The sequence below is a fragment of the Pantoea sp. X-Soil-ISGK-355 genome (genome assembly GCF_059730805.1).
In genome coordinates, this window is the sequence record NZ_AP035971.1 from 305838 (window position 1) to 332349 (window position 26512).

Here is a 26512-nt window from a genome sequence, read left to right on the forward strand (position 1 = left end):
CATCGGCGAGAACAAGATAACCTGACACGAGGTCCTACATGTCTCAAACTCTGATAGTGGCAAAATTTGGCGGCACCAGCGTAGCCGATTTTGAAGCGATGAACCGCAGCGCCGATGTGGTGTTGCAGGACGCCAGCACGCGTCTGGTAGTGCTCTCTGCCTCGGCAGGCATTACCAATCTTCTGGTTGCGCTGGCTGAAGGCCAGCAGGCACCCCAGCGCGCTGCTCTGCTTGATGATATCCGCCGTATCCAGTACGCCATTGTCGATCGCCTGCAGCGTCCGGACGTGATCCGCGATGAAATTGATCGGATGATCGACAATATCAGCATGCTCTCAGAAGCGGCGTCACTCGCCACCTCAAATGCCCTGACCGATGAACTGGTCAGCCACGGCGAGCTGATGTCTTCACTGCTGTTTGTTGAAATTCTGCGTGAACGTCAGGTGAATGCAGAGTGGTTTGATGTTCGCAAAGTGATGCGCACCGACGATCATTTTGGCCGGGCAGTCCCGGATGTTCAGGTGCTGGCGGAGCAGGCGACGGCGCAGTTACAACCACGTATCGCGCAGGCGCTGGTGATAACTCAGGGCTTCATTGGCAGCGAAAGCGAAGGGCGCACCACCACCTTAGGGCGTGGCGGCAGTGATTATACCGCCGCGCTGCTGGGCGAAGCGCTGAACGCGGCGCGCGTCGATATCTGGACGGATGTGCCGGGTATCTATACCACCGATCCACGCGTGGTGCCGACGGCGAAGCGTATTGATGAAATCACCTTTGAAGAAGCCGCTGAAATGGCGACGTTTGGTGCAAAAGTCCTGCATCCGGCGACGCTGCTGCCCGCCGTGCGCCGGGGTATTCCGGTCTTCGTCGGATCCAGCAAGGATCCGGCAGCGGGCGGCACCCGCGTCTGCAACGAAACCCGCAACCCGCCGCTGTTCCGGGCGCTGGCGTTACGCCGTAAGCAGACGCTGTTAACGCTGCACAGCCTTAACATGCTGCATACGTTTGGTTTCCTCGCCGAACTGTTTAACATTCTGGCGCGTCATAACGTCTCCGTTGACCTGATAACTACCTCCGAAGTCAGTGTGGCGCTGACGCTGGACACTACCGGCTCGACCTCAACCAGTGCCAGTCTGCTGACCCAGGCGTTGCTGACTGAACTCTCGTCGCTGTGCCGGGTAGAAGTGGAGGAAGATCTGGCGCTGGTGGCGATTATCGGCAATGAGCTGTCAAAAGCGTGTGGTGTTGGCAAAGAGGTGTTTGGTGTGCTCGATCCGTTCAACCTGCGGATGATTTGCTATGGTGCCAGCAGCTACAATCTCTGCTTCCTGGTGCCGGGCAATGATGCGGAAAGCGTAGTCCGTACGCTGCACCGCAATCTGTTCGAGTAAATTTATCTGCTGTTCAGGCCGCGTCTGCGCGGCCTGAACAGTGGCAAAAAAGGTTCAGTTCGTCCTGATCTCCCTGTGGTTTGCTTCTTCCAGACAGTTCCATCAATACAAAGGCTTATTGCCACTATTGCCAAATGGCAACCCCTTTCTTTGCGCATTTCGTGTACCGGCGTTGCGCTCCCTTTCCTCAGATTTATAATCCCGCCGCTGAATCCATTCACCTAAAGTTAGGAAATATCATGAAAAGGTTAGTCGCAGAGGCGCTGGGGACTTTTGTACTGGTCGCAGGCGGTTGTGGTAGTGCCGTACTGTCAGCGGCGTTCCCGGAACTGGGCATTGGCTTCATGGGCGTGGCGCTGGCTTTCGGGCTGAGCGTGCTGGTCATGGCGTATGCGGTCGGTCACATCTCAGGCGGTCACTTTAATCCGGCAGTTACCCTGGGATTAGTGGCAGGCGGACGTTTCTCCGCCTCGCAGGCCATTCCTTACATCATCGCGCAACTGGTGGGCGGCATTGCGGCTGGCGCGGTGCTTTATCTGATCGCCAGCGGTAAAGGCGACTTCAGCGCAGCGGCCAGCGGCTTTGCGGCGAACGGCTACGGTGAACACTCACCGGGTGGCTTCAGTTTGCAGGCAGGCATGATCACTGAGGTAGTGATGACGGCTATCTTCCTGATTGTGATCATGGGCGCTACCAGCGAACGCGCGCCAAAAGGCTTTGCCCCGATTGCGATTGGCCTGGCGTTAACCCTGATCCACCTGATCAGCATTCCGGTGACTAACACCTCTGTTAACCCGGCACGCAGCACCGCAGCAGCCCTCTTCCAGGGTGACTGGGCGATCTCTCAGCTGTGGATGTTCTGGTTGATGCCGATTATCGGTGCCGTGGTTGGTGGTTTGATCTACCGCGGTTTAGAGGAAAAAGCAGCGTAATTTCGTCGATATTCAGCGGATCGGCAGCAGTCGATCCGCATTTTCCTGTCTCGCCCCATCTTCGCCTTACGCCATGATAATGAAATGTTATGATCCCGCCTTCGTCACGGCAGTCGTTCCTGCATGATGACGCTCTATGGCAAATCTGCACTAAACATAACATTCTTATAAGGAAGTCTGGCTATGCTCGCCACGTTAACCCGCCTGTTCCCGCTCTGGGCCGTGCTGCTGTCTGTCGCCGCCTATTACTCTCCAGGTACCTTTCTCGGCATCGGACCCTGGGTCACTTATCTGCTGATGCTGATTATGTTCGGCATGGGTGTCACCCTGAATATCGACGATTTCAAACGGGTGCTGACCCGGCCTGCGCCGGTGATTGCCGGCACCTTTCTGCACTATCTGGTGATGCCGTTAGCCGCCTGGGGGCTGGCAAAACTGTTCCATATGCCGCCCGATCTGGCCGCCGGTATGATTCTGGTCGGCTCAGTTGCCAGCGGCACCGCCAGCAACGTCATGATCTATCTGGCGAAAGGGGATGTGGCGCTGTCGGTAACCATTTCTTCCGTCTCCGCGCTGGTGGGCGTGTTCGCCACGCCGCTGTTAACCCGCTTTTATGTGGATACCCACATTCAGGTTGATGTGGTGGGCATGCTGCTGAGCATCGTGAAGATCGTCGTGATCCCGATTAGTCTTGGACTGATCATTCATCACAGCATGAACAGCGTGGTTCGCCGGGTGGAGCCGTGGCTGCCTGCGTTTTCGATGGTCTGCATTCTGCTGATCATCAGCGCGGTGGTGGCAGGCAGTCAGAGCTTTATCGGATCGGTGGGTTTGATGGTGATCGCGGCGGTGATCCTGCATAACGCGATTGGCCTGCTTGGCGGCTACTGGGGCGGCAAACTGTTTGGCTTTGATGAGTCAACCTGCCGTACGCTGGCACTGGAGGTCGGCATGCAGAACTCCGGTCTGGCGGCGACGCTGGGCAAACTCTACTTCTCGCCGCTGGCGGCATTGCCGGGCGCACTCTTCTCGGTGTGGCACAACCTGTCAGGTTCACTGCTGGCGGGTTACTGGTCCGGAAAGCCGATTAAGAAGAAGTAACCGTGGCGGCGCATTATTGCGATGCGCCGCTTCTCACTGCTGTTACGCCGGACGATTGCTCCGGCGTAACTGTCTGTTCACACGCTTTATTCATAATCCCGTTCATCGTCGGGCTGGTCCAGCACGGTATAGGCCACGCTGCAGAAGAGGGAATTCAGGCGCTTCATATCGCCGAGTAAACCAAGGTGCAGCGAGCTGGTCTCAATGCTCTGCACGTTCTGCTGATGCAGGCGATCAACGTGGGCATGAGAGTAGCGGCGAATCATCAGGCGGAAGCGATGTTTCGCGCGGCGCAGTCGCCTGGCGCTGGTGACATCGTGCGACAGAAATACCGACAGGCTCATTCTGAGGTTGGCGATTAACAGCTCCTGCAACTCCTGCAGCTCCTTTAAGCCCTCTGCAGAAAACGCACGGCCCGCTGCCAGCGACTTGTCAGCGACATCGCCGCTCATCCGCTCAATAATGTCACCGGCCTGCTCCAGATTCAGCGACATCTCAATGATTTCACCCCAGCGGCGCGAATCCTCTTCCGGCAAATCCTCTTTGGGCATCCGCGCCAGATAGAGTTTGATGGCGGTATAGAGCACATCGACATCATCATCAAGCCGCCGCACCGTGCGCTCCTCGCGGGACTCACCATGTATGACTTTATTAAACGCTTCCAGCATCTGTTCCAGCACGTCACCCATGCGCAGCGCTTCGCGGGCGGCATTCACCAGCGCCAGCGCCGGGGTATCCAGCGCGCTGCGATCGAGGTGCTTTGGCTTAAGCTGCAGCGCGTTGTCGACGTCGTCGGCAATGAGTCGACGGCAGAGGCGCGCCATCAGGTCAGCAAACGGCACCATCGCCACACAGCGGATCAGGTTGTAAAACACATGGAAGAAAATCACTAACTCTTCATCGTTGACCGGCAGCTTATCGAGCCAGGTCGCCACAATATCGACAAACGGCAGGATCAGGACGCAGCCAATGAACTTGAACAGCAGGCTGCCGAGCGCTACGCGCTTACCGGCAGCATTCGAGCTGCTGGCGTTGATCATCGCCAGCAGACCGCTACCGAGATTGGCACCGATCACCAGACAGAGCGCGACCTTGAACGAAATCACGCCGGTTGCAGTCAGTGTCGCGGTGATCAGCACCGCGGCCAGACTGGAGTAACTGATAATGGCAAACACTGCGCCCAGCAGCGCATCGAGCATCACGTCGCCCGTCAGGCTGGAGAAGAGCACCTGCACACCCGCGGCCTGAGTAATCGGACGCGCCGCTTCGACAATCAGCTGCAGCGCCAGCAGTATCAGGCCCAGGCCGATACTGGCGCGGCCTAACTGACCCGCACGGGTCTGTTTGCGGCTGAGGAAGAACACCACGCCAAAGAAGATAAACAGCGGTGAGAGCCAGGAGAGATCAAAGGTCAGAATACGGGCCATGATAGCGGTACCGACATCCGCGCCCAGAATCACCACCAGTGCGGGCGTCAGGCTGACCAGATTCTGCGCCACAAACGAGGTGACCAGCAATGTCGTGGCGTTGCTGCTCTGCACCAGCGTGGTCACGCCGATACCTGCCAGAAACGCCATCGGTTTTTTTTCGATGCTGCGGCTCAGCACGCGGCGCAGATCGGCACCGTAGACCCGCATGATGCCGGTTCGCACGATATGCGTGCCCCAGACCAGCAGGGCCACTGCAGAAAGTAAATTAAGCAGGGTTAACACGGGGTATCGCTCCTCGTTTGTCAGGCTTCAAACAGCACAGACTGCCAGCCTGACAGCGAGAGCAATCTGTGAAGGGGATTGCCGTGCTATGCGTGATTTTTTCCTGTGTTTTAAGCCACCTGGCGCAAAGTCGACAGCTCTAATTGTAGACCAATCTTCCTGCCAGCGGGATGCAAATCCGCCGCCGATCGATTAAGTACATCGACCGAAAGCTCCACGTCATGCGCCCGGATACGGTAGCGGATGACGTTGCCCAGCAGGCTGTGGCTGAGGATTTCCGCAGGAATACCCTGGCCTGGCACGGTAAACAGCATCGATTCCGGGCGAATAGCCACCTGACTGTGGAAAGGCTGGCCGGTCAGCCGCGTCGCCTGCTCGGCACTCAGCAGATTGTAGTTGCCAATAAATCCGGCGGCAAAGAGATCGACCGGCTGTGTATAGAGCGCTTCGGCATCGCCGTTCTGGACGATTTTGCCCCGGTTCATTAGCACGATGCGATCGGAGAGCGTCAGCGCCTCCTCCTGATCGTGGGTCACGAAGAGGGTGGTGAGATTCAGCTCGCGCTGAATGCGCCGGATTTGATCGCGCAGATGGCGACGGATACGTGCATCCAGCGCCGACAGCGGCTCATCCAGCAGCAGCAACCGCGGACGCGTGACCAGTGAACGCGCCAGCGCCACGCGCTGACACTGGCCGCCTGACAGCTGATGCGGATAACGGCGCGCATACTCACTAAGTTCCACCAGCTCCAGCACCTCCACTACCCGCTGGCGGATCTGCGCCTCGGGCAGTTTCTGCATCTTCAGGCCAAACGCGACGTTCTTCTCTACCGTCATGTTGGGAAACAGCGCATAGCTCTGGAACACCATGCCGATGGCGCGCTTCTGCGGAGCCAGCGGCACGATATCCTTGCCCTCCAGTCTGATTTCACCGCTGTCGACATCGGTTAATCCCGCCAGACAGCGCAGCAGCGTCGATTTGCCGCAGCCGCTGGGGCCGAGCAGGGTGACAAATTCCCCTTCAGCGGCGCTAAAATCGATCTGCTCAAAAATCGGCGTCGGTCCATAGAACTTGTTCAGCTCTCTGACCTCAAGATAACTCATATTCAGCCTCGTTCGGGATTCAGGGCGTTAGCCAGCCAGGTGACCAGCAACACCACAAAGAAGTAGGAGATCACCAGTGCGCTGGTGAAGTGACCGCTGCCGTTGCGCATGTTGAAGAGGTAAACCTGCAGGGTTTCATAACGGTTGCCGACCAGCAGGTTAGCGAAGACAAATTCGCCAATCAGAAAGGAGAACGAGAGCAGCACGGCAATCAGCATCCCTTTACGCAGGTTAGGCAGCACTACCCACAGCGCTGCCTGCCAGGTGCTGGCACCCAGCAGCTGTGCAGCATCAATCAGCTCTTTAAGGTTGATTGCCTGCATATTGTTCGCCAGCGCCCGATAGATAAAGGGCAGTGCGATGGTGAAATAGCAGCCGATTAAGATCCACGGCGTGCCGGTCAGCATCAGCGGTGACGAAGAGTAGAGCTGGAGTAATCCCACGGATGACACCACCGGCGGCACGGCAAAAGGCATCAGGATCAGGATGTTCATCACCGAATCGAGTCGGGGAAAATAGTAAGCGATTACAAACATAGCAGGCAGCACCAGCATCAGCGAGAACAGCAGCGCACCAAAGCAAATCAGCAGCGAATGACCCAGCGCCGTCAGAAAACGCGGGTCGCTCCAGAGCTGAATGAACCATTTCAGGCTATAGCCCTGCGGCAGAATGGTATTACTCCAGTCGGACGAGATCGCATAGAGCAGCGTGGCCAGCAACGGCAGCGCCAGCAGGGTAAAAAGTAATCCGACCATGATCCGGTGATAGAGGTGCTCAGCACGTGACATGACGGCTCCTTTCATGGCTGTTTCGCATTGAGATAGCTGCGGCGCACCAGATACTGCTGCACCAGGGTGATGAGCGCCATAATGGCCACCAGCAGCATCGCCAGCGCGCTGCCGGTGTTGGGATCGAGCGAAATATCACCCGAGACCAGCGCGGCGATGCGCACCGGTACCACGTTGAAATTACCGGTGGTCAGGGCGTAAATCGTGGCGTAAGCGCCCAGCGCATTTGCCAGCAGGATGACAAAAGTACCGAGCAGGGCCGGGAACAGAATCGGCAAACCGATATGCCACCAGTAGCGCCAGCGGCTGGCACCCAGCAGCGCAGCGGACTCCTGCCACTCCTTTTTCAGCCCGTCGAACGCCGGATAGAGCAGCAGCACGCCCAGCGGGATCTGGAACCAGGTGTAAACCAGCACCATGCCGTTGCGCGAGAAGAGTCGGAAGCTCTCAATCACGCCATAATGGCGCAGCAGCAGCGTCAGACAGCCGTTCAGCCCCAGTAGAATCACAAAGGCAAACGCCAGCGGGACACCGGCAAAATTGCTGGTCATGTTGGTAAAGGAGATAAGAAAACGCTGCAGTCGTCCGCTGCCGAGCTGATGCAGCGAATAGCCGGTGATGAGCGCAATCAGCAGTCCCCAGACGCTGGACCAGAGCGAGATATCCAGTGAGAAGCGGAATGCCTGCTGGTAGAAAGGCGAGGTGAGAATGTCCTGATAGTTATCCCAGCCCCACTGGCTGTTCATCTCACTCCAGAAGCTGTTGATGGCGATCCACAACAGCGGGGCCAGTTGAAAGGCGACCCAGAACAGAGTGAAAGGCAACAGCAGCAGCAGTGCGAACCCTTTTCCCTTCATCTTTGCGGCTCCGCCAGCAGGCCGCGACAGACCGGCTTGTCATGGGCCACTTCCAGCAGTTCACACAGCGTGCCGCACAGGTCGGTTTGCTGCGGCGCGAGGTCAGGCTGCAGCGAGAAAGCCCGGCCAAAGACAAACAGCGGCACCGTGGTCTCTTCCGGCAGAATCCCGCCGTGGGAGCGATCGTCATTCATGCCATGATCGGCCGTTACCATCACCTGATAGCCTCCGGCCAGCCACAGCGGCATCCACTGCGACAGCAGGCCGTCGGCAATGCGCGCCCGGTTGCGGTACTGCGGCGAGGAGAGCCCCGACTTATGACCGGCATCGTCGATATTCATCGGGTGGATCAGCAGAAAATCGGGATCGTGACGCAGCCGCAGGCTCTCTGCATCTTCAAACAGATGCGAGTCAGGATAGCTATCGTCAGAATAAAAATGCCCATACTGAATCGGCAGGTCCGGCGCGTCGGTGTGACGATCGCGCGCCGGAACGAACGGGGTGCGGTTATAAAGCTCACTCACCCAGTGGTAGGCCGCCGCCGCCGTTGTCAGTCCCGCCGCGCGCGCAAAGTGGAACACGCTGCGCTCGCGACTTAACCGGCTGACGCCGTTATGAATAATACCGCTTCTGACCGGCGGAACCCCGGTCAGAATGCACTCATAAAGCGGGCGCGACAGCGACGGTAACTCACAGGTCATTCGGTAATAGGACCCGTTGCCCTGCGAACATTCGGCATGCAGGTAACCCATTGCATGTTGTGCGACCTGATTGCTCAGCCCGTCCAGTACCACCAGGATGGTCTTCATTCCGTTCTCCCTGCCGCGAACTACTGCTGCATGTTAATGATGACGTTTTCCTGCCACAGGCGCGGCAGCATTTTCGACGATTTATCCCAGGCAGCCTGATCCTTAACCGGACGGGCATTTTTATATTCGGACTGCGGCAGCAGGCGAGCCTGAACGTCCGCTGGCAGCGTCAGATGCTCGGCACGAATCGGGCGCGCATAGCCTTTCGCCAGATTGATCTGGCCCTGGTCTGAGAAGATATATTCACGCGTCAGTTTTGCGGCGTCAGGATGTTTCGCATATTTGTTAATAAGGGTGGTGTAGCCGGAGGTGACTGAGCCATCAGACGGGATTACCACTTCGTAGCGGTTTTTGTCGATCTGGTCACGGTAGTTCAGAGCGTTGAAGTCCCACACCACCGCCATCTGTACTTCGCCTTTTTCGATGTTAGCGATCACCGGATCGGTCACGCCAAGACGACCCTGCTTAGCCAGATCGGCAAAGAACGCCAGCGCCGGTTTCAGGTTCTTCTCATCACCGCCTAAAGCGTAGTTGGCAGCCAGTACGCCATTAGCCGCCTGAGCAGCTACGCCGACGTCACCGATAGTAACCACATACTTACCTTTTTTCAGATCGGCCCAGCTGTGGGGAATATCTTTCACCTGCTGCTTGTCGATCAGAAAGGCAATGGTGCCGGTATAGGCCAGCGCCCAGTGACCCTCTTTATCTTTAGCCCAGGCCGGAATCTGATCCCAGTGCGTGGGTTTATAGGGCTGGGTCACACCTTTAGCGACAGCGATCGGGCCAAAGGCGGCGCCCACGTCACCGATGTCAGCGCTGGCGTTCGCTTTCTCTGCATCGAATTTCGCCAGCTCCTGCGCCGATGACATATCGGTATCGCTGTGCTTAAGGCCATATTTGCTGCTGATGTCGTTCCAGGTATCTTTCCAGTTGGCCCAGCTATCCGGCATCCCGACGCTGTTGACCTGACCTTCACTGCGCGCGGCTTTTTCCAGCGCAGCGAGGTCGTTATCGGCGGCCTGCGCAACGGGCAGGGTGAGAACTACAGCACTGGCTACTACAGAGGCGATAAACGCTTTCATCTCAGTTGCTCCGGGTGTAAGTTGATGGGCCTGGCTGGTCTAGTCCAGCAAGAACCGAGCCAATGTAGCCCCTGTATATGAACGATTTATGACAAGGCGGCGCGGTGCGGGGAAGGGGCGACAAAAGAGGCGACCCGTTCGCCTGCCACAGGCGCATTTACCTGAACAGCAAGAGTGCGGAGTCGCACCAAAATGAGGCTACTGTTGTGGAGTCGATAGCACTCAAAACGGCGGATGCGATAGCCAGCGCAATGCTGACGCGCATTCAGGCGGGGGAGTTCAGCGGCGGGCGGCTGCCGGCGGAGCGTGCCTTAAGCGAGGCGTTCAGCACCACCCGGATTACCTTGCGGGAAGCACTGGGCAAGCTGGAAGCCCAGGGAATGATCTACCGGGAACTGCGCCGCGGCTGGTTTATCGCGCCACCACGTCTGATTTACAATCCGCTGCATCACAGCCACTTTCATGCCATGGCGAGGGAGCAGGGACGGCAGGCGACCACTGAGGTGATCGCCGCTGAGCAGGTTGCGGCGCACGACAGCGTCGCGACCGCGCTGCGGCTGGCACCCGGTTCGGCGGTTTACTGCATCCGCCGCCTGCGCCGCATCGACGGGCGCGCCGTACTCTATGTAGAACACTACCTTAATCCGCGTTTCTTCCCTGGCCTGCTCGATGAAGATCTGACCCGCTCCCTGACCGATCTCTATGACCAGCGCTACGGTATTCGCTACGGCGGCGCGCGCTTCACCATTCTGCCTGGCCCGTTGCCGGAGATTGCCGCACCTACGCTGAATGTGGCGCCGGGCAGTCCCGGTCTGCTCATCACCCGTATCAACCGCAATCAGCTAAAAGAGGTGATTGATTGCGACTGTGAATACTGGCGGTACGACGCGCTCTGTGTGGATGTAGAAACTTAGGGTTATTGTGATTTGCATCACACTGACGCATGATATCGCGCGCTGATAACTCCTTTTTAAAAGGCGCAACATGAGTGACAAAAATCCTTTGGCCCGCCACCTTGCAACGGTATTGCAATGGGTGCTGAATCTGGGTCTGCTGAGTCTGGCGATCATCCTGATCGTCTTTTTAGGCAAAGAAACTATCCATCTGGCAAACGTTCTGTTTAACACCGGTGAGCAGGCCTCTTCTTACCTGCTGATTGAGGGAATTGTTATCTATTTCCTCTACTTCGAATTTATTGCCCTGATTGTTAAGTACTTTCAGTCGGGCTATCACTTTCCGCTGCGCTACTTTGTCTATATCGGTATCACGGCCATCATCCGCCTGATTATCGTCGACCATAAAAATCCCTTCGATACCCTCTGCTACTCAGCGGCGATTCTGATTCTGGTGGTCACGCTGTGGCTGGCCAACAGTAACCGGCTGAAACGCGAGTAATCCACCTGCCGTCTGACACGACGGCAGGTGTTCGCATCGCCGCTCTGCGCTAAACTAGCGTCCTGAAAATTATCGGGAGTGGTGCCATGTCGCAAGACGCACTCAGCTTATTACGTTCGCTCAACTGGCTTTCTCCGTCGCAGGCCACCCTTGCGCCGCCTTTGCTCGACTGGCTGATGGAGGAGGATTCGATGACGCGCCGCTTTGAACAGCACTGTCAGCGGGTCACGGTTCAGCCGCTGCGTGAAGGCTTTATTGACGCCAGCGAGCTGGGTGAGGAAAGGGCATTGTTGCCAGACGATGAACGCTTCTGGCTGCGCGAAGTGCTGCTGTCCGGCGACGATCAGCCCTGGCTGGCGGGTCGCACGCTGGTGCCGGAAAGCACCCTCAATGGGCCGGAGGCGATGCTGCAACAGCTCGGCACCCGTCCTCTGGGGCGCTATCTTTTTTCGTCGTCGACGCTGACCCGCGATTTTATTGAGCCGGGGCAGGTGGACGGATTATGGGGACGGCGTTCCCGCCTGCGTCTCTCTGGCAAACCGCTGCTGCTGACTGAACTGTTTTTACCGGCATCGCCGCTCTATCGCGATCTGGTCTGAGGATTTTGTGGTGCAAACGAGCTTAAGTATGAATAAATGGCGGGCCTACGCTCGCCTGATGCGTATCGACAAACCGATTGGGACGCTGCTGCTGATGTGGCCCACGCTCTGGGCATTATGGCTGGCTGACATGGCGATCCCGCCGCTGCCGGTGCTGGTGGTATTCGTTGCCGGAGTGTTTGTGATGCGCGCGGCCGGTTGTGTGATCAATGACTACGCCGACCGTAAAGTAGACGGTCATGTCGAACGTACGAAGCACCGGCCACTGGCCAGCGGCGCGGTGAGTGCCAAAGAGGCGAAGCTGCTGTTCGTGATCCTGGCGCTGATAGCTTTTGCGCTGGTGCTGACCATGAACCTGATGACGATAATGCTCTCCGTCGTGGGGCTGGCGCTGGCCTGGGTCTATCCCTTTATGAAGCGTTACACCCATCTGCCGCAGGTGGTGCTGGGGGCCGCATTTGGCTGGGCGATTCCTATGGCATGGTCCGCAGTTAGTGAGTCCTTACCTCTGGTATGCTGGCTGGTGTTTATTGCCAACATCTGCTGGACGGTCGCTTACGACACGCAGTATGCGATGGTCGATCGGGACGATGACCTGAAGATTGGCGTCAAGTCGACGGCGATTTTATTTGGCCGTTTCGACAAGCTGATTATTGGGTTGCTGCAACTGGCCACTCTGCTGCTGATGGCGCTGGTGGGCATGATGCTGCATCTGAATGGCGCCTTCTACTGGACGCTGCTGCTTGCGGCTGCGCTGTTTGTTTACCAGCAGAAGCTGATCGCCGGGCGTGAACGCCAGCCCTGTTTCCAGGCTTTCCTGAATAACAATTATGTCGGGATGGTGCTGTTCCTTGGCGTACTGATGAATACGCCGCCGTTCAGTCAGCTGTTCTGATAGAGAGTTTTGGGCGAAAAAAGGCTGATTTAGCGGCGAAATCGAGCGTGCGCAGGAAACACGGTCAGATCGGAAAGACGCAAAAGCCGCCATCCCTGGCATGCTCGGCCCGGCTACGGGCGCACCTCATCCCTGAGGTGCGCCCGTAGCCGGGCCAACGCGTTGCGTTGTTCAAAAACGCCTGGCGTTTTTTTCCGGGCGGCGAGACGCTTTCCTCTTCTGACCCTGTTCCCAGCGTGTTGAGCTTATTCATTGCTTCCAGAATTCTTCTGCTCCGAAGTTTTGGGCATAAAAAAGGCGACCTCATGAGGTCGCCTTTTTACTGTACGCAGGGGTCAGTCGTGCGCCACCGCGGTTTCAATCGTCATGCGGACATCACTGGTGACCAGGTCAGCCAAAATGTGCCAGGTCGCCAGCGTCTGTGCGACATTGGCATCCCCGCTGTCGCTGATATACCCTTCATCGCGTAGCGTCAGTACCAGCGAGGTAAAGACCGCTTTGTCGAAGAACTCCGGCGCATTGATCCCGTGCAGCACCGACAGACGCTGTGCCAGCGTCCGGCTCTCTTTCTCCAGCGTGCCGCGGTTAATCGTCGGCTTGGCGCTGAGAATGGAGAACGTAATGGCGTAGCGCTGCAGCGTTTCACGCACACCGGCAGCCAGCAGTTGCAGCGTGCGATAGCGCGCTGAGGAAAAGCGCAATTCGCCGGCTTCGAACGTAATCAGGCCCTGACGCGCCAGCTCCTGACTCAGTTCGGTCAACAGTTGCGGCAGCTCATCGGTCTGCCAGCGCAGGAACAGCTCACTCTTCAGCATCGGGTAGATCAGGCTTACCTGACGCAGCAGTTCTGCTTCGCTCAGCGTCTGATGCTGCTGAACAATGGCGGCAATCAGCGACGGCATCACCAGCATGTGATGAATATTGTTGCGATAGTAGGTCATCAGCACCGCCTGCTCACGCGGCAGAATGATGATGTCGCCAATGCTGTCCTTTTCGCTCTCAAACTTATTCATACCCATGGCGTGATCCAGCAGCGCTTCCGCGGAGAGATCGGGTACGGTCGCATTTGGCGAGTAAGGCACGTTGCGCAGCAACTGGGTATAGGACTCCAGTTGTTCAATCAGCTGTTCACGGGTGAGTGAGCGCTGACGTGACGCCAGCAGGGCGGTGACACAGAGGTTCATGGCGTTAGCCGCGCCCGCTTCATTGATACGCACCATCAGGCTGGCAGCAATATCGTTGACGGTTGGGGTTAACCAGCTGGGACGCTGCGGCTCAATCGGATCGATGGCATCGCGCCATTCCGGCACCCGCTTGTTGAGATAGTTGACCAGCGGCAGGGGTTCGCCAAAGTTCACGTAACCCTGACCGAGATTGCGCAGCTTGCGTAAGCCGCGCACCATCTGCATGAAGCCCTCTTTCTCTTTGGCTGCGCCGCGCAGTTCTTTGGCGTACGTACCCACTTCCATCACATGTTCATAGCCGATGTAGATCGGCACCAGCGTGATCGGGCGATTGCCGCCGCGCAGCATCGCCTGCAGCGTCATAGCTAAAGTGCCGGTTTTCGGGTCCAGCAGGCGACCGGTACGAGAACGGCCACCTTCAACAAAGTATTCAACTGAATAACCGCGGGTGAACAGCTCGCCGAGATATTCGCGGAACACCGTGGCGTAGAGCTTGTTGCCTTTAAAGGTACGACGAATAAAGAACGCGCCCAGACGACGGAAAATCGGGCCGGCTGGCCAGAAGTTGAGATTGATACCGGCAGCAATGTGTGGCGGCACCAGGCCCTGATGATAGAGCACATAGGAGAGCAGCAGATAATCCATGTGGCTGCGATGGCACGGCACATAGACAATCTCGTGGCCATCCTGCGCCAGCTGACGAACTTTTTCGCCGCCATTGACGTTGATGCCCTGATAGAGACGACTCCAGAGCCAGCCCATCACGCGGTCGGTGACGCGAATCGCTTCATAAGAGAAGTTGGCGGCAATTTCTTCCATCATCTCAACGGCATTCTGCTGCGCTTTCTCATGGGAGATTTTTTTGCTGCGTGCTTCATCTTCGACGGCTTTTTCAATCGCTTTGGATTGCAGCAGACGGTTGAACAGATCCTGACGCGCCGGTAAACGCGGGCCAATCGCCGCCAGCCGCTGACGGGCAAAATGGATGCGCGCCACGCGAGCCAGCTTCTGGGCGATCGACTTATCCGTACCGTGCTCCGTGGCCATACGGCGCAGTGAGACGGTCGGCGAGAAGCGAACAAAGCTGTCGCGTCCGTGCCAGATCACCGCAAAGAACTTCTGTACACCGTTCAGCACACGCAGGTGTGGCGTGGCTTCGCCCTGGACTTCACGTCCTGGTGCGCGGCCAAACATTACCGTGACCGGCAGCATCTGGATATCGAGCTTAGGATTATTGCGATGCAGATCGAGGTAATCGTGAAAGATTTTCACCGATTCGACGCTGGGCACAAAGTAGGGGAATACGCGCGGGCCATCGTGGATAAATACGTGGCGCGGCAGCAGTGAACCATCAATCTCCAGCGGAGAGAGCGGATCAGGCAGATGATGCCGCAGACACTGCGCGCGTAAAGTCAGTAAGTCGGCCTTCGAATCGTAAGGCAAAACATACATAATAGGTCGGGTCGGATCCAGACCATGTTCAGACACGGGATCGGCCGGAATGGCCTTACTTTTTACCAAAAACGACAGTGGTAAATTAAGCAATTTGTAATAGAGTTTACGCCAACCTGACATAGACAACATGAAGCCTCTTGTTAGCAAAGCGCCGCAAGCATACCAGAAAGTGCAGCGAAGATCTGTGGTGGTGCCAATTGCACGCAGCCCAGACATTGACGTCAATCCGATAAAAGGGTTCCCACATCATGGCAAATAATGCCACCGGACTTATCAGAATAATTAAAGCCGCAGGTTACTCCTGGCAGGGACTGCGTGCCGCCTGGCAACATGAAGCGGCGTTTCGTCAGGAAGCCCTGGCTGCGCTGGTCGCCATTATTATCGCCTGCTGGCTGGATGTCGATGTGGTCTCACGCATCCTGATGATTGGGTCGGTGGTGCTGGTGGTCATTGTCGAAATCCTTAATAGCGCCATTGAATCCGTGGTCGACCGCATCGGTCAGGAGCATCATCCGCTGGCGGGCCGGGCCAAAGATATGGGATCTGCGGCAGTACTGATCAGCATCTTACTGGCACTCTTTGTCTGGATCGCGCTGCTCTGGACACATTTGCGATAAGCGTTCCATATCGCGCCGGAAGCCGCGTTTTGCCTGACAATCGGTTTCCATTTCGCCAATACCTGTATATACTCACAGCGACTGTATAAACAACCAGGGGGCGGGATGAAAGCATTAACCAGCAGGCAGCAGCAGGTCTATGACCTGATTCGCGACCATATTTCTTCAACAGGCATGCCGCCTACGCGCGCAGAGATTGCTGCACAACTGGGCTTCCGCTCACCGAATGCGGCAGAAGAGCACCTGAAAGCGCTGGCGCGTAAAGGCGTCATTGAGATCGTTTCCGGTGCATCGCGCGGCATTCGCCTGCTAATGGAAGAAGAAGCCTCAGAAGGCATACCGTTGATTGGCCGGGTTGCTGCCGGTGAGCCAATCATGGCGCAGGAACATATCGAAACCCACTATAAAGTGGATCCGGGCCTGTTTAAGCCCTCTGCCGACTTCCTGCTGCGCGTCAGCGGAATGTCGATGAAAGATATCGGGATTATGGATGGCGACCTGCTCGCGGTACATAAAACCCAGGATGTGCGCAATGGCCAGGTTGTCGTTGCCCGCATTGATGATGAAGTCACCGTTAAGCGCTGGAAAAAGCAGGGTGCTATCGTGCATCTGCTGCCTGAAAACAGCGATTTCGACCCGATTGTTGTCGATACCCGTGCACAGTCCCTGACCATTGAAGGTCTGGCGGTTGGCGTGGTGCGTAACGGCGAGTGGCTCTGATTCTGAGGGCTGCGTGCATTCGCTTTCTCTGATGCTATTCTGTCTGCCCTAATTTTGTCGCTGCCTGTTTTGCGCAGCGACACTGAGCACGGAACGGCGAATGCGCTTTCTCACGGCAACGGATAAAAATCTCTGGCGGCTTGCGCTGCCGATGATCCTTTCAAATATCACCGTTCCCTTACTGGGCGTGGTCGATACTGCAGTTATTGGTCATCTCGACAGCCCTGTCTATCTTGGCGGGGTTGCGGTCGGGACCACTGTGACCAGTTTCCTCTTTATGCTGCTGCTTTTTCTTCGAATGAGTACGACTGGCCTGACGGCGCAGGCGTTTGGTGCCGGTGATAAAATGGCGCTGGCACGTGCGCTGACCCAGCCGCTGATGATTGCGCTGCTGGCAGGTGTACTGTTCATCGCTTTACGTTATCCGATTATTCAGCTGGCGACCCATCTGGTTGGCGGTAATCCCGCGGTACTGGAACAGGCGGCGCTGTTTATTCAGATTCGCTGGCTCAGTGCACCCGCCACGCTGGCAAACCTGGTCATTCTGGGCTGGCTGCTGGGCGTGCAGTATGCGCGCGCGCCAGTGATCCTGCTGGTGGTAGGCAATCTGGTTAACATCGGGCTCGATCTCTGGCTGGTGATGGGACTGCACTGGGGTGTCGCGGGGGCGGCAACCGCCACGGCGCTGGCGGAGTACATCACGCTGGGTGTCGGCGGTATCATGGTCTGGCGAGTCCTGAAGCTGCGCGGTATTACGTTAAGCCTGCTGAAGCAGAGCTGGCGCGGTGACAGCGGCCGGCTGCTGCGGCTGAACCGGGACATCATGCTGCGCTCATTGATGCTGCAACTCTGTTTCGCCTCGCTGACCGTGCTGGGCGCGCGGCTGGGCCCGGATGTGGTGGCGGTTAACGCGGTATTGCTGATGTTCATTACGTTCACGGCCTATGCGCTGGATGGCTTTGCCTACGCAGTTGAAGCTTTTGCCGGCGAGGCCCATGGTGCAAAAGATGGCGGCAAACTGCTGCGTGTCTGGCACTCTGCCTGTCGGCAGGCGGTGGTGGTAGCGCTGTTCTTTTCCCTGACCTATGCCATTGCTGGCCCGCAGATTGTTACCCTGTTGACCTCTCTTCCTTCGCTGCAACAAAGTGCTGACCGCTATCTGGTCTGGCAGATCGTTATGCCGCTGATCGGCGTCTGGTGTTATCTGCTGGATGGGATGTTCATCGGCGCAACACGCGGACGTGAGATGCGTAACAGCATGGTGGTGGCAGCAGCAGGCTACTTTCTGATGCTGCTCAGCGTACCGGCGCTGGGTAATCACGGACTGTGGCTGGCGGTAACGGTTTTCCTGGCGCTGCGCGGCCTGTCGCTGTGGCTCATCTGGCGTAAGCACTGGCGTCAGAACAGCTGGTTTGATGCCTGAGTCAGTCGTGGCTGCACGCAAGCCGATACAGATTATTCTGTATTATTCCACGGTTAATAAATTGGCTACTATAATTAACTCTATGCAGCGCAGTTAACCAGCGCTTTATATCGTTATTTTGTTAAGTAACAAGATAATCATTAAACCCCGAGGATTGGAGGTCTGCCATGAATAAAGATGAAGCCAGCGGCAACTGGAAGCAGTTCAAAGGCAAAATGAAAGAGAAATGGGGCAAGCTGACCGATGACGACATGCAGGTTATCGAAGGTAAACGCGATCAGCTGGTCGGCAAAATCCAGGAACGTTATGGCTATGCGAAAGATGAAGCAGAGCGTGAAGTAACCGACTGGGAAGGTCAGAACAAAGATCACCGCTGGTAATCTGATACCAGGCTGATAATCAGCTAAAAGCTTTCCGGCGCGCCCGCCCCGGAACGGCACAGGGACGGAACAGCACAAGGATGTGCAGATTACCCGCGTTTGCCCCGCTTTTTACCCTCATCCTGATGGTCATGCTCGCAGCTTTCATGGTGCGTACAGGCTTCGACCGCAGCACAATTTTCACATAAACCATGCGCTTCAATCACGCTATGACGTAAAGCGAACTGTGCTTCACCCGCCAGCGTTGCGATAATCTTCTCCACGCCCTGCGCCTGTTTCTCCGTTACCGCAGCACAGCGGTCACAGACCAGCATCACCGATGTATGTGCCGGTGCCTCAAAATGGTGGCACATGACGTAGCTGTTGTTGGATTCCACCCGATGAATGAAACCCTGCTCCAGCAGGAAATCCAGCGCACGATAGACCGTGGGCGGCTTAGCCTGTGGTTCGCTGATGCGGAGCTGATCCAGCAGATCGTAAGCGCTGATCGAGCCAGGCTGTTCGGCCATCAGGCGCAACACCTCAGCACGCTGCGAAGTCAGACGTACACCGCGCTGCAGGCATATCTTTTCAGCCTGAATCAAAATTTGCTGCGACGTCATGTTTGTCATGAAAAATTCTCCGCTGGATAAGTGATGTTATTTTATCACACATAGTTTTTCGGCGCTGATGTTCGTTTTCGCCTGGTAAAACAGCATTATTTGCCTGATAAAGCAGCATTTTAAGCATTTCAGCCGCTATCTATCTCAAATCTGACGAGAAATCAGATCCATTTTCAATCGACCTGAAGCGGAATTTGTTGGTATTTTGCTTTGCATCTCACTGAGTTAAGAAGTAATGTTCAGAAAGACTTAAGGAAAGTCTGGCATTATTTGAAATACCCCGACGCAGTTTGAACAATTACAACGGTTTTTTGATTGGAAAACGTCCAATCCTTTGAATTAAGACACTGTTTCCTTTGAATTCACAGCAATAACGCGTTAGCCAGGGTTCACAATAGGGCTAACAAACTATTCAGTCGTTGAATGTTTCAATGACAATTTCTCAGGTGATGGCAGGCAAATGGTGAAAAAATCCGCTCAACGTTCAGCGCTGAAGTATTCCGCTGCAGCGACCGCGCTTTTCCTTTCTTCTTCCGCCATGGCGGCAGGGACCTGGTATGATGCACGTAATGACGCCATGGGCGGGACCGGCGTAGCATCTTCTGTTTATGGCTCAGCAGTGCTGGCGAACCCGGCATTAATGACGCGTGCTAAATCTGACGATAACGTCAGCATTATTTTCCCTTCAGCGGGAATTCAGGTGACTGACAAAGATAAGCTGATCGATAAAGTCGATGATATTACGGACACCGTAGATCGCTATCGTGACGTGATTGGTAATCTGACTTTTGCAGATTATCTGCGTGGCTACCCTGAACTGCGTGCTGCCTCCGGCGATGTTGCTGACAAGCTCAGCGATTTGCGCGGTAACAAAGCTCACGGCAGTGCAGGCGTGGCCGTGGCCGTCACGATCCCCAATGAGACTCTGCCTTTTGCGTTTATTACCAAAGCCTACGGTACGGCGCACGTCCGTGCCAACGTGGTCCAGGGTGATATCGACTACCTGCGCGGTGTCGCTAACGGAACGGTGCTGCCACGTCCGGGCGATCAAAATAACCTTCGTTCCAGTGCGAATGGCTTAGCGGCACTGACCATTGATTATGGTGTGGCGGTGGCGCATGAGTTCACTATCGCCGGTCAGCCGGTCTCAGTGGGCGTGACGCCGAAAGTGCAGAAAACCTCGCTCTATAACTATACTGCCAGCATCTATAACTATGACAAGAACGACATCAACAATAGCCAGTATCGCAGCACCGACACCGGCTTTAACGTTGATGCCGGTCTGGCAACCACCTTTGCTGAAAACTGGACGCTGGGTGTGACCGGACAGAACCTGGTTTCGCGTGATCTGCAGACCAAAGAGGTCAACGGGTTCCGTGATACCTACCAGATTCGCCCGCTGGTCACCACCGGCCTGTCCTGGGATAAAGGTCCGTTTACCGTGACCGGCGATGTGGATCTGACGGAAACCAAACGCTTCAAAACGCAGGATAACAGCCAGTATGCGGCAGTGGGCGCGGAATACCGCGTGCTTGACTGGCTGCAGCTGCGTGCCGGTTATCGTGCGGACATGCGGTCTAACGACGAAAATGTTGCCACCGCAGGTTTTGGTCTGTCACCGTTTAACAAAGCTGTCCATCTGGATCTGGCCGGCTCTGTGGGGGCTAACAATACCTGGGGCGCGATGATGCAGCTGGGCTTTAACTTCTAAGCACGTTATTCAGGCTGTTCGGGGGCGGGCGATGCACTATCGCCCGCCCTTGTGTTATCCTTGCACAGAATTCCATCACCCTTAATTACCGGATTGTCTGCGCTTCATGCCTAATTTCTCTTCGCAACGTTTCTCTATCGCCCCCATGCTCGACTGGACCGATCGCCACTGTCGCTATTTTCATCGTCAGCTGACCGGCGACACGCTGCTCTACACCGAAATGGTGACCACGGGCGCGATCATTCATGGCAAAGGGGATTACCTGGCTTACAGCGAGGCGGAACATCCGGTCGCGTTGCAGCTTGGCGGTAGCGATCCGGCGGCGCTGGCGCAGTGTGCGAAGCTGGCAGAGCAGCGTGGCTACGATGAAGTGAACCTGAATGTCGGCTGTCCTTCGGATCGGGTTCAGAATGGCCGATTCGGTGCCTGCCTGATGGCCGAGGCGAATCTGGTCGCGGATGCGATTAAAGCGATGCGCGACGTGGTATCGATTCCGGTGACGGTGAAAACCCGCATCGGGATTGATGAGCTGGACAGCTATGAATTCCTGACCGACTTTATCGGCACGGTGGCCGGTCGCGGTGAATGCGAGACATTTATTATCCATGCGCGCAAAGCCTGGCTCTCTGGCCTCAGCCCCAAAGAGAATCGCGAAATTCCACCGCTGGATTATCCCCGCGTCTGGCAGCTGAAACGCGATTTTCCGCATCTGACGATCGCGCTCAATGGTGGTGTGAAAACGCTGGAAGAGGCACTGGCTCATCTGCAGCACCTTGACGGCGTAATGATGGGACGTGAAGCCTATCAAAACCCCGGCATTCTGGCGCAGGTCGATCAGACGCTGTTTGGTCGTCAGCATCCGGCGGCTAACCCGGTGGACGTAGTGCGCGCAATGTATCCCTATATTGAAGCGGAGCTGGCGAAGGGCACGTATCTGGGACACGTCACACGCCATATGCTGGGATTATTCCAGGGAATTCCGGGCGCTCGCCAGTGGCGACGTCACCTGAGTGAAAACGCCCACAAGCCGGGCGCTGATGTTCGCGTACTGGAAGCGGCGCTGGCGCTGGTTGCGGATAAGGTCCCGCAGGAAGTCTGATGTCTGCCCTGAACAGGAAAGCCAGCTTTTAAAGCTGGTTTTTTTTACGCCATAATGTGGTTTTTATCACCAGGTTATGACACTTTTTTTAATCCTTATTAGCGTTAAATCAATAAGTTATCGGTTGGCACGTTTCTTGTAATAGCTATAACAATCAATCTCAAAAAGGAGCGCTGACGTGGAAATTTTATTCGTATTGGGTTTTTTCCTGATGCTATTGCTGACCGGCGTTTCACTGCTGGGCGTGCTGGCGGCACTGGTGGTCGCAACCATCGTGATGTTTGTCGGTGGACTGTTTGCAATTGTTATTAAAGTGTTGCCGTGGCTGGTGCTGGCGGTGATTGCTGTGTGGCTGCACCGTGCCCTTTTTGGCGACAGCGAGGCGCGAGCGCGCCGTAAGCTGAGGCGTAAGATCAGCAGGTTAGACCGCAAAGGCTGGCGCTAAATGCGGTAGCGATCACAGTGTGAAAGATTGCTCGGCACTGATCTGCAATTAAACATATTTTTTACTTATGTTTTCTGGCAGGATGCCTGTCGTCAAATCGATGTGCCATCGACTCGACACGAATTCATCGCCGCTGTCCCTACACCAGCGCGAACAAAAAATAAAAAAAAGAAGAGGGCTTCCCAGGGGAAGCCCTTTTTGTTGCTTACCGGGCGCTGACTGTTACGGAATTAACAGACAGGATCCCTGCGTGGCCCGGCTCTCCAGCATCTGGTGCGCCTTACTGGCCTCTTTCAATGCAAACTTCTGCTGCTCTGGTACATCAATCTTAATGGCGCCGCTCGCCAGCAGCGAGAACAGCTCGGCACTGGCGGTTTCCAGCTCCTGCCGATTGGTGATATAACCAAACAGTGAAGGGCGAGTCACAAACAGCGAGCCTTTCTTATTCAGAATGCCCAGATCAATCCCGGTCACCGGACCCGACGCATTACCAAAACTGACCATCAGACCGTGACGACGCAGCGAGTCCAGCGACGCTTCCCAGGTGTCTTTGCCCACCGAGTCATACACGACGCCCACTTTTTTTCCGTCGGTCAGTTCGCTGACGCGCTGTGCAATATTCTCTTCGCGGTAGTTAATGGTCGCCCAGGCACCGGCGTTCTTCGCCATCGTGGCTTTTTCTTCGGAACCCACCGTACCGATTAAATGTGCACCCAGCGCTTTTGCCCACTGGCAAGCGATAAGCCCGACGCCGCCCGCGGCCGCATGAAACAGAAAGGTCTCACCGGCGCTGATTTTATAGGTCTGGCGCAGCAGATATTGCGTGGTCAGCCCTTTCAGGTAGCTGGCTGCGCCCTGCTCAAAGCCGATCGCCTCCGGGAGATGCATCAGGCGATCTTCCGCCACGTTATGCACTTCGCTATAGGCCCCCATCGACGCCAGACAGTAGACCACGCGATCGCCGGGCTTAAATAATGTCACGCCACGTCCAACCCGCGACACGACGCCCGCGGCTTCCGTTCCCAGGCCAGAAGGAAAAGCGGTAACCGGATAGAGCCCGCTGCGAACATAGGTATCGATGTAATTAATCCCGATAGCGCGATGCTCTACCTGCACGTCATGTTCAGCCGGGTCAGCGGGTTCAAAATCTGTCCACTCTAAGACGTCCGGGCCGCCATGCGCGCTGAACTGAATACGCTTTGCCATTCTGACTCCTGTGATTGTTTCATCATGAGGGTGAGGCGCGCACCTCAACTAAGGTATACTTGCGCGTCCCCACAGAAGATCGGTAATGCATTCACTATGGCAGGAAATAAACCCACCAACAAATCGAACGAAACGCAGGATCGCCAGCTCGCAGGCGTGAAAATGCCCCCGCATTCTCTGGAAGCGGAGCAGTCGGTGCTCGGTGGGTTAATGCTGGATAACGAGCGCTGGGATAACGTCTCTGAGCGCGTCGTCGCGAATGATTTTTTCAACCGCTCGCATCGGCTGATTTTTTCCGAGATGCAGCGGCTGCTTGAAAACAGCAAACCTATCGACCTGATTACGCTCTCTGAATCGCTGGAAACCCGGGGCGAACTGGAGATGGCAGGCGGCTTCGCCTATCTGGCTGAACTGGCGAAAAATACACCGAGTGCGGCGAATATCGGTGCTTATGCCGACATCGTGCGTGAACGTGCGGTGGTGCGTGAGATGATCGCCGTCGCCAACCAGATTGCCGATGCCGGTTACGATCCGCAGGGACGTAACAGCGAGGAGCTGCTCGACTTCGCAGAGTCGAACGTCTTTAAAATCGCGGAAGCGCGCGCAGATAAAGATGCTGGCCCGAAAAACATTGAGCAGATTCTGGAATCGACCGTCTCCCGTATCGAATCGCTCTATCAGACCCCGCACGATGGCGTCACCGGCGTCGATACCGGCTATCAGGATCTGAATAAAAAGACCGCGGGCCTGCAGGGTTCTGACCTGATTATTGTCGCCGCACGTCCGTCAATGGGCAAAACCACCTTCGCGATGAACCTGTGCGAAAACGCCGCCATGCTGCAGGAGAAGCCGGTGCTGATCTTCAGTCTGGAGATGCCCAGCGAGCAGATCATGATGCGTATGCTTGCGTCACTTTCCCGCGTCGATCAGACGCGCATCCGAACGGGACAGCTGGATGACGAAGACTGGGCGCGTATCTCCGGCACCATGGGCATCCTGCTGGAGAAGAAGAACATGTACATCGATGACTCTTCTGGCCTGACGCCTACCGAAGTGCGCTCGCGCGCCCGACGTATCTACCGTGAAAACGGTGGCTTAAGTATGATCATGATCGACTATTTGCAGCTGATGCGCGTACCGTCATTGTCGGACAACCGTACGCTGGAGATTGCGGAGATCTCCCGCTCGCTGAAAGCGCTGGCGAAAGAGCTGAATGTGCCGGTGGTGGCGCTGTCGCAGCTTAACCGCTCACTGGAGCAGCGTGCTGACAAGCGTCCGGTCAACTCGGATCTGCGTGAATCGGGTTCGATCGAGCAGGATGCGGATTTGATCATGTTTATCTATCGGGATGAGGTTTACCACGAAAACAGCGATCTCAAAGGAATCGCGGAGATCATCCTGGGTAAACAGCGTAATGGCCCCATCGGTACAGTGCGCCTGACCTTTAACGGTCAGTGGTCGCGCTTTGATAACTACGCGGGTCCGCAATACGACGACGAATAATCCCGCTTTGTGCTGTCATGCACGATCTGTGCATGACAGCCCCCATCATCATAAAATAGTGTTGGACAACCTCTCGGGTTATCGGGTTATCTGTAACAAAGCGACGCCTGGCACCGATGTGGAAACGGAATGACTCACGTAGACGATTACGACCTTAAAATCCTGACTTTATTACAAGCTAACGGCCGTCTGACCAATCAGGAACTCAGCGATCTGGTCGGCCTTTCTGCCTCACAATGTTCGCGCCGCCGTATTAATCTGGAACAGGCTAACCTCATCCTGGGTTATCACGCCCGGCTGTCACCCGATGCCATCGGGCTTGGCATGGTGGGATTGATTGAGGTGCGCTTAATCAACCACACCGCTGAATATGTTGAGAGCTTTCACCGGATGGTGGAGCAGGAGCAGGCGATCGTGGATGCCTATAAAACCACGGGCGATGCAGACTATCTGCTCAAAGTGGCAGTAGCCGATCTTAATTCCCTCAGTGCGTTAATCAGCCAGTTAGTCGCGGGCCACCAGAGCGTTTCCCATGTGAAAACCTCAGTGGTGCTGGGAAGAATGAAAGAGAACGGGCTGATGATGCTGCCTGAGCAAAAGACGCGCTAAAAGGGTGCGCGCTGTGCGGTTTTGGTGCACACTTGCGGTAATAAATGCAATTAACGCGCATCAAAACGGAGCCAGACGCATAGATTGACGGTATCAGTCGAAATCTATGCATAAAGTTATGTTTAAAGCGCCTTAGATATCAACGGGATATCGCTGGCATCCGCTTTACAGCTGTTCAGTGCTGTGACGATGGTGCGTTTTTTGCATGGGAACCGCATCATTTGCACTGAGAAAACCCCCATGGATAACATCGCAGAACCTACCCGCGTCCCGCATTCGCGCATTGAAGATGCGCTGGCGATGGTGCTCGGCACTCTAATGGTCTCGTTCGGCGTCATTATGCTAAAACAGGCCGGTGCGCTGACGGGCAGCACCGCAGGTATCGCTTTTCTGATTAGCTATCTCTCGCCGCTCTCATTCGGCAGCGCATTCTTCCTGATCAACATCCCTTTCTACTGGCTGGCGGTAAAACGCATGGGCTGGGAATTTACCCTGAAAACCTTCTGCGCCGTCGGGCTGGTGTCGCTGTTCACTCAACTGCACCCGCTGTTCGTCCACTTTTCTGACCTTAATCCCTTCTATGCGACACTGTTCGGTAACGTCATCATGGGAATCGGGTTTATAGTGTTATTTCGTCATAAGGCGAGCCTGGGCGGCATCAATATTCTGGCGCTGTGGCTACAGGATCGCTTTGGGATCCGCGCGGGTAAACTGCAGATGGCAGTCGATACCTGCGTCGTGCTGGCGTCACTGTTTGTGGTGAGTGGCCCCATCCTGCTCGCGTCGATTGCGGGTGCGGTGATCCTGAACCTGATTATTGCAATGAACCACCGTCCGGGACGCTATCGGGTTTAATCCGCCGCTTACCTCTGGACCAATCATGGAGACCTACAC

General features: G+C 56.0%; 26 protein-coding genes. 17 read left to right on the plus strand and 9 right to left on the minus strand.

Annotated elements, in window-relative coordinates:
• Positions 1–38: 38 nt before the first annotated feature.
• The 3 genes from lysC (at position 39) to panS (ending at position 3424) form a co-directional block, all read left to right on the plus strand.
• On the plus strand, positions 39–1391 hold the full coding sequence (gene lysC, locus AC6I8J_RS01300) for a lysine-sensitive aspartokinase 3 (RefSeq protein ID WP_497825010.1): 1353 nt from the start codon (positions 39–41) through the stop codon (positions 1389–1391).
• Positions 1392–1630: 239 nt separating this feature from the next.
• A complete protein-coding gene (aqpZ, locus tag AC6I8J_RS01305) occupies positions 1631–2323 on the plus strand; it encodes an aquaporin Z (protein ID WP_161733497.1) in 693 nt (230 codons plus the stop codon).
• Positions 2324–2506: 183 nt separating this feature from the next.
• Complete coding sequence (gene panS, locus AC6I8J_RS01310; RefSeq protein ID WP_161733499.1) at positions 2507–3424, plus strand: ketopantoate/pantoate/pantothenate transporter PanS; 918 nt, start codon at positions 2507–2509, stop codon at positions 3422–3424.
• An 86-nt stretch (positions 3425–3510) separates the two neighbouring features.
• Here the strand turns inward: panS and AC6I8J_RS01315 are convergent, their stop codons facing one another.
• From AC6I8J_RS01315 to AC6I8J_RS01340, 6 genes are all read right to left on the minus strand, one after another.
• Positions 3511–5136, minus strand: a complete 1626-nt coding sequence (locus AC6I8J_RS01315; protein ID WP_161733501.1) for a Na/Pi cotransporter family protein — start codon at positions 5134–5136, stop codon at positions 3511–3513.
• Between the two features lie 110 nt (positions 5137–5246).
• Positions 5247–6239, minus strand: coding sequence for an ABC transporter ATP-binding protein (locus AC6I8J_RS01320; RefSeq protein ID WP_497825011.1), 993 nt, complete (start codon positions 6237–6239; stop codon positions 5247–5249).
• 2 nt (positions 6240–6241) lie between these two features.
• A complete protein-coding gene (locus AC6I8J_RS01325) occupies positions 6242–7027 on the minus strand; it encodes an ABC transporter permease (RefSeq protein ID WP_161733505.1) in 786 nt (261 codons plus the stop codon).
• An 11-nt stretch (positions 7028–7038) separates the two neighbouring features.
• The gene (locus tag AC6I8J_RS01330) at positions 7039–7884 is read right to left on the minus strand and encodes an ABC transporter permease (RefSeq protein WP_161733507.1); all 846 of its coding nucleotides are present in this window, start codon (positions 7882–7884) and stop codon (positions 7039–7041) included.
• Entirely contained in the window at positions 7881–8693 is an 813-nt protein-coding gene (locus AC6I8J_RS01335) for an alkaline phosphatase family protein (RefSeq protein WP_260059110.1), read from the minus strand. Before AC6I8J_RS01335 ends, AC6I8J_RS01330 begins: the two co-directional genes overlap by 4 nt.
• A 20-nt stretch (positions 8694–8713) precedes the next feature.
• Positions 8714–9775: an ABC transporter substrate-binding protein gene (locus AC6I8J_RS01340; protein ID WP_161733511.1), complete on the minus strand. Its 1062-nt coding sequence runs from the start codon at positions 9773–9775 to the stop codon at positions 8714–8716.
• 206 nt (positions 9776–9981) lie between these two features.
• Here AC6I8J_RS01340 and AC6I8J_RS01345 point away from each other — a divergent pair, with 206 nt between their 5' ends.
• From AC6I8J_RS01345 to ubiA, 4 genes are all read left to right on the plus strand, one after another.
• Positions 9982–10689, plus strand: a complete 708-nt coding sequence (locus AC6I8J_RS01345; RefSeq protein WP_497825012.1) for a UTRA domain-containing protein — start codon at positions 9982–9984, stop codon at positions 10687–10689.
• Between the two features lie 70 nt (positions 10690–10759).
• Entirely contained in the window at positions 10760–11170 is a 411-nt protein-coding gene (psiE, locus tag AC6I8J_RS01350) for a phosphate-starvation-inducible protein PsiE (RefSeq protein ID WP_013359769.1), read from the plus strand.
• Between the two features lie 86 nt (positions 11171–11256).
• Complete coding sequence (ubiC, locus tag AC6I8J_RS01355; RefSeq protein ID WP_161733513.1) at positions 11257–11769, plus strand: chorismate lyase; 513 nt, start codon at positions 11257–11259, stop codon at positions 11767–11769.
• A 28-nt stretch (positions 11770–11797) separates the two neighbouring features.
• Positions 11798–12664, plus strand: coding sequence for a 4-hydroxybenzoate octaprenyltransferase (ubiA, locus tag AC6I8J_RS01360; RefSeq protein WP_202604921.1), 867 nt, complete (start codon positions 11798–11800; stop codon positions 12662–12664).
• Between the two features lie 335 nt (positions 12665–12999).
• Here the strand turns inward: ubiA and plsB are convergent, their stop codons facing one another.
• Positions 13000–15423 (minus strand): glycerol-3-phosphate 1-O-acyltransferase PlsB, encoded by a 2424-nt coding sequence (gene plsB, locus AC6I8J_RS01365; RefSeq protein WP_497825627.1) that lies wholly within the window; start codon positions 15421–15423, stop codon positions 13000–13002.
• Between the two features lie 128 nt (positions 15424–15551).
• On the opposite strand from plsB, the gene AC6I8J_RS01370 reads away from it, so the two are divergent.
• From AC6I8J_RS01370 to AC6I8J_RS01385, 4 genes are all read left to right on the plus strand, one after another.
• The gene (locus AC6I8J_RS01370; protein ID WP_161733515.1) at positions 15552–15920 is read left to right on the plus strand and encodes a diacylglycerol kinase; all 369 of its coding nucleotides are present in this window, start codon (positions 15552–15554) and stop codon (positions 15918–15920) included.
• Positions 15921–16025: 105 nt separating this feature from the next.
• On the plus strand, positions 16026–16640 hold the full coding sequence (gene lexA, locus AC6I8J_RS01375) for a transcriptional repressor LexA (protein WP_013359774.1): 615 nt from the start codon (positions 16026–16028) through the stop codon (positions 16638–16640).
• Between the two features lie 100 nt (positions 16641–16740).
• Positions 16741–18063, plus strand: coding sequence for an MATE family efflux transporter DinF (gene dinF, locus AC6I8J_RS01380; RefSeq protein ID WP_497825013.1), 1323 nt, complete (start codon positions 16741–16743; stop codon positions 18061–18063).
• Between the two features lie 167 nt (positions 18064–18230).
• Positions 18231–18443, plus strand: a complete 213-nt coding sequence (locus AC6I8J_RS01385; RefSeq protein ID WP_013359776.1) for a CsbD family protein — start codon at positions 18231–18233, stop codon at positions 18441–18443.
• A gap of 89 nt (positions 18444–18532) precedes the next feature.
• Here AC6I8J_RS01385 and zur read toward each other — a convergent pair whose 3' ends face one another.
• Positions 18533–19054: a zinc uptake transcriptional repressor Zur gene (gene zur, locus AC6I8J_RS01390; protein ID WP_285086705.1), complete on the minus strand. Its 522-nt coding sequence runs from the start codon at positions 19052–19054 to the stop codon at positions 18533–18535.
• A 451-nt stretch (positions 19055–19505) separates the two neighbouring features.
• Here zur and AC6I8J_RS01395 point away from each other — a divergent pair, with 451 nt between their 5' ends.
• The 3 genes from AC6I8J_RS01395 (at position 19506) to pspG (ending at position 22300) form a co-directional block, all read left to right on the plus strand.
• Entirely contained in the window at positions 19506–20756 is a 1251-nt protein-coding gene (locus AC6I8J_RS01395; RefSeq protein WP_161733521.1) for a conjugal transfer protein TraF, read from the plus strand.
• A gap of 106 nt (positions 20757–20862) precedes the next feature.
• A complete protein-coding gene (dusA, locus tag AC6I8J_RS01400; RefSeq protein ID WP_161733523.1) occupies positions 20863–21855 on the plus strand; it encodes a tRNA dihydrouridine(20/20a) synthase DusA in 993 nt (330 codons plus the stop codon).
• Between the two features lie 178 nt (positions 21856–22033).
• Positions 22034–22300, plus strand: coding sequence for an envelope stress response protein PspG (pspG, locus tag AC6I8J_RS01405; RefSeq protein ID WP_161733525.1), 267 nt, complete (start codon positions 22034–22036; stop codon positions 22298–22300).
• Between the two features lie 222 nt (positions 22301–22522).
• Here pspG and AC6I8J_RS01410 read toward each other — a convergent pair whose 3' ends face one another.
• Positions 22523–23506 (minus strand): quinone oxidoreductase, encoded by a 984-nt coding sequence (locus tag AC6I8J_RS01410; protein ID WP_161733527.1) that lies wholly within the window; start codon positions 23504–23506, stop codon positions 22523–22525.
• 96 nt (positions 23507–23602) lie between these two features.
• On the opposite strand from AC6I8J_RS01410, the gene dnaB reads away from it, so the two are divergent.
• From dnaB to AC6I8J_RS01425, 3 genes are all read left to right on the plus strand, one after another.
• The gene (gene dnaB / locus AC6I8J_RS01415; RefSeq protein WP_010252197.1) at positions 23603–25009 is read left to right on the plus strand and encodes a replicative DNA helicase; all 1407 of its coding nucleotides are present in this window, start codon (positions 23603–23605) and stop codon (positions 25007–25009) included.
• Positions 25010–25138: 129 nt separating this feature from the next.
• Entirely contained in the window at positions 25139–25618 is a 480-nt protein-coding gene (locus tag AC6I8J_RS01420; protein WP_161733529.1) for an Lrp/AsnC family transcriptional regulator, read from the plus strand.
• Between the two features lie 240 nt (positions 25619–25858).
• On the plus strand, positions 25859–26473 hold the full coding sequence (locus AC6I8J_RS01425) for a YitT family protein (RefSeq protein WP_033734896.1): 615 nt from the start codon (positions 25859–25861) through the stop codon (positions 26471–26473).
• The last annotated feature ends 39 nt before the right edge of the window (positions 26474–26512 follow it).

Bases quoted from the DNA above. Each gene is read 5' to 3' on its own strand.
- lysC (WP_497825010.1), top strand. From the start codon at position 39: ATGTCTCAAACTCTGATAGTGGCAAAATTTGGCGGCACCAGCGTAGCC.
- aqpZ (WP_161733497.1), top strand. From the start codon at position 1,631: ATGAAAAGGTTAGTCGCAGAGGCGCTGGGGACTTTTGTACTGGTCGCA.
- panS (WP_161733499.1), top strand. From the start codon at position 2,507: ATGCTCGCCACGTTAACCCGCCTGTTCCCGCTCTGGGCCGTGCTGCTG.
- AC6I8J_RS01320 (WP_497825011.1), bottom strand. From the start codon at position 6,239: ATGAGTTATCTTGAGGTCAGAGAGCTGAACAAGTTCTATGGACCGACG.
- AC6I8J_RS01325 (WP_161733505.1), bottom strand. From the start codon at position 7,027: ATGTCACGTGCTGAGCACCTCTATCACCGGATCATGGTCGGATTACTT.
- AC6I8J_RS01330 (WP_161733507.1), bottom strand. From the start codon at position 7,884: ATGAAGGGAAAAGGGTTCGCACTGCTGCTGCTGTTGCCTTTCACTCTG.
- AC6I8J_RS01335 (WP_260059110.1), bottom strand. From the start codon at position 8,693: ATGAAGACCATCCTGGTGGTACTGGACGGGCTGAGCAATCAGGTCGCA.
- AC6I8J_RS01340 (WP_161733511.1), bottom strand. From the start codon at position 9,775: ATGAAAGCGTTTATCGCCTCTGTAGTAGCCAGTGCTGTAGTTCTCACC.
- psiE (WP_013359769.1), top strand. From the start codon at position 10,760: ATGAGTGACAAAAATCCTTTGGCCCGCCACCTTGCAACGGTATTGCAA.
- ubiC (WP_161733513.1), top strand. From the start codon at position 11,257: ATGTCGCAAGACGCACTCAGCTTATTACGTTCGCTCAACTGGCTTTCT.
- ubiA (WP_202604921.1), top strand. From the start codon at position 11,798: ATGAATAAATGGCGGGCCTACGCTCGCCTGATGCGTATCGACAAACCG.
- plsB (WP_497825627.1), bottom strand. From the start codon at position 15,423: ATGTCAGGTTGGCGTAAACTCTATTACAAATTGCTTAATTTACCACTG.
- AC6I8J_RS01370 (WP_161733515.1), top strand. From the start codon at position 15,552: ATGGCAAATAATGCCACCGGACTTATCAGAATAATTAAAGCCGCAGGT.
- lexA (WP_013359774.1), top strand. From the start codon at position 16,026: ATGAAAGCATTAACCAGCAGGCAGCAGCAGGTCTATGACCTGATTCGC.
- dinF (WP_497825013.1), top strand. From the start codon at position 16,741: ATGCGCTTTCTCACGGCAACGGATAAAAATCTCTGGCGGCTTGCGCTG.
- AC6I8J_RS01385 (WP_013359776.1), top strand. From the start codon at position 18,231: ATGAATAAAGATGAAGCCAGCGGCAACTGGAAGCAGTTCAAAGGCAAA.
- zur (WP_285086705.1), bottom strand. From the start codon at position 19,054: ATGACAAACATGACGTCGCAGCAAATTTTGATTCAGGCTGAAAAGATA.
- AC6I8J_RS01395 (WP_161733521.1), top strand. From the start codon at position 19,506: ATGGTGAAAAAATCCGCTCAACGTTCAGCGCTGAAGTATTCCGCTGCA.
- dusA (WP_161733523.1), top strand. From the start codon at position 20,863: ATGCCTAATTTCTCTTCGCAACGTTTCTCTATCGCCCCCATGCTCGAC.
- AC6I8J_RS01410 (WP_161733527.1), bottom strand. From the start codon at position 23,506: ATGGCAAAGCGTATTCAGTTCAGCGCGCATGGCGGCCCGGACGTCTTA.
- dnaB (WP_010252197.1), top strand. From the start codon at position 23,603: ATGGCAGGAAATAAACCCACCAACAAATCGAACGAAACGCAGGATCGC.
- AC6I8J_RS01420 (WP_161733529.1), top strand. From the start codon at position 25,139: ATGACTCACGTAGACGATTACGACCTTAAAATCCTGACTTTATTACAA.
- AC6I8J_RS01425 (WP_033734896.1), top strand. From the start codon at position 25,859: ATGGATAACATCGCAGAACCTACCCGCGTCCCGCATTCGCGCATTGAA.